Genomic DNA, 769 nt, shown 5'->3' on the forward strand with positions numbered 1-769 from the left:
ATGAGAACCGACGAAATTACTTGCTTCACCTATGCGGTAACACTACTACTGATTTACTAGTAAGGCTCTGGAAATGTGGGAGCAGAAACTTMTACGCTCTTATTGACAGTGGGGGTCATATCAACGCCCAATTAAGGGGTGAACAACGCCTCCTCCCAACCTAAAGCATTGTGCCATAAACACTAAATTTGAAGTAGAAGCAAAAATGCCAAGCGTTGTGAATCCCTCTTAAATTGCTTGTTATACATTACAATACCAAGCACATGAGCAAACTAAATACCCCAGATAAAAACAGTAACATACTAATACCTACATCAAAATTGGACTGACGATCACTGCCTTTGGGTTCACTCGCCATAGAAGCTGCCATTCTAGTCGCTATATTTGGGCTATGTCGTAGATAAGACTCTTTGCCCGGTTTAGCAATGAGAAATAGACCACTTAGATTCCATTGGATAAGCAGAGAGTAAAAGAAGTAATCACTGATGAAGTTCAAATTTGGAACTGAAAAGAGCAGCTCGCAAACATGAAGCAAAACTCCTAGTAGCCCATTGACCACTAGAACGAAGATTAGGATTCTTAACACTTTACCTCCTTGCTGCTGAATTTCGCTGTATTGTATAGACATAATGACCCCCACGAGGTGCTAGCCTCCAAAATCGTGGGTTAGCTTAAAGCCAGAGCCATAATTAGTGCGTCAAACAACTAAATTTGGAGGCTAGCATGACTAACGATAGCATAATTTTCATTGGCTTAGATACGCATAAGT

The 769-nt window shown here is 40.8% G+C and carries 1 protein-coding gene; it reads right to left on the reverse strand.

What is annotated here, in order from left to right:
* Positions 1–247 precede the first annotated feature (247 nt).
* Positions 248–628 (reverse strand): hypothetical protein, encoded by a 381-nt coding sequence (locus tag L1D60_RS23405; protein WP_239843169.1) that lies wholly within the window; start codon positions 626–628, stop codon positions 248–250.
* Positions 629–769: the final 141 nt, after the last annotated feature.

It is taken from the genome of Vibrio sp. Isolate30 (genome assembly GCF_022397975.1).
In the GTDB taxonomy this organism is placed as follows: domain Bacteria; phylum Pseudomonadota; class Gammaproteobacteria; order Enterobacterales; family Vibrionaceae; genus Vibrio; species Vibrio fortis.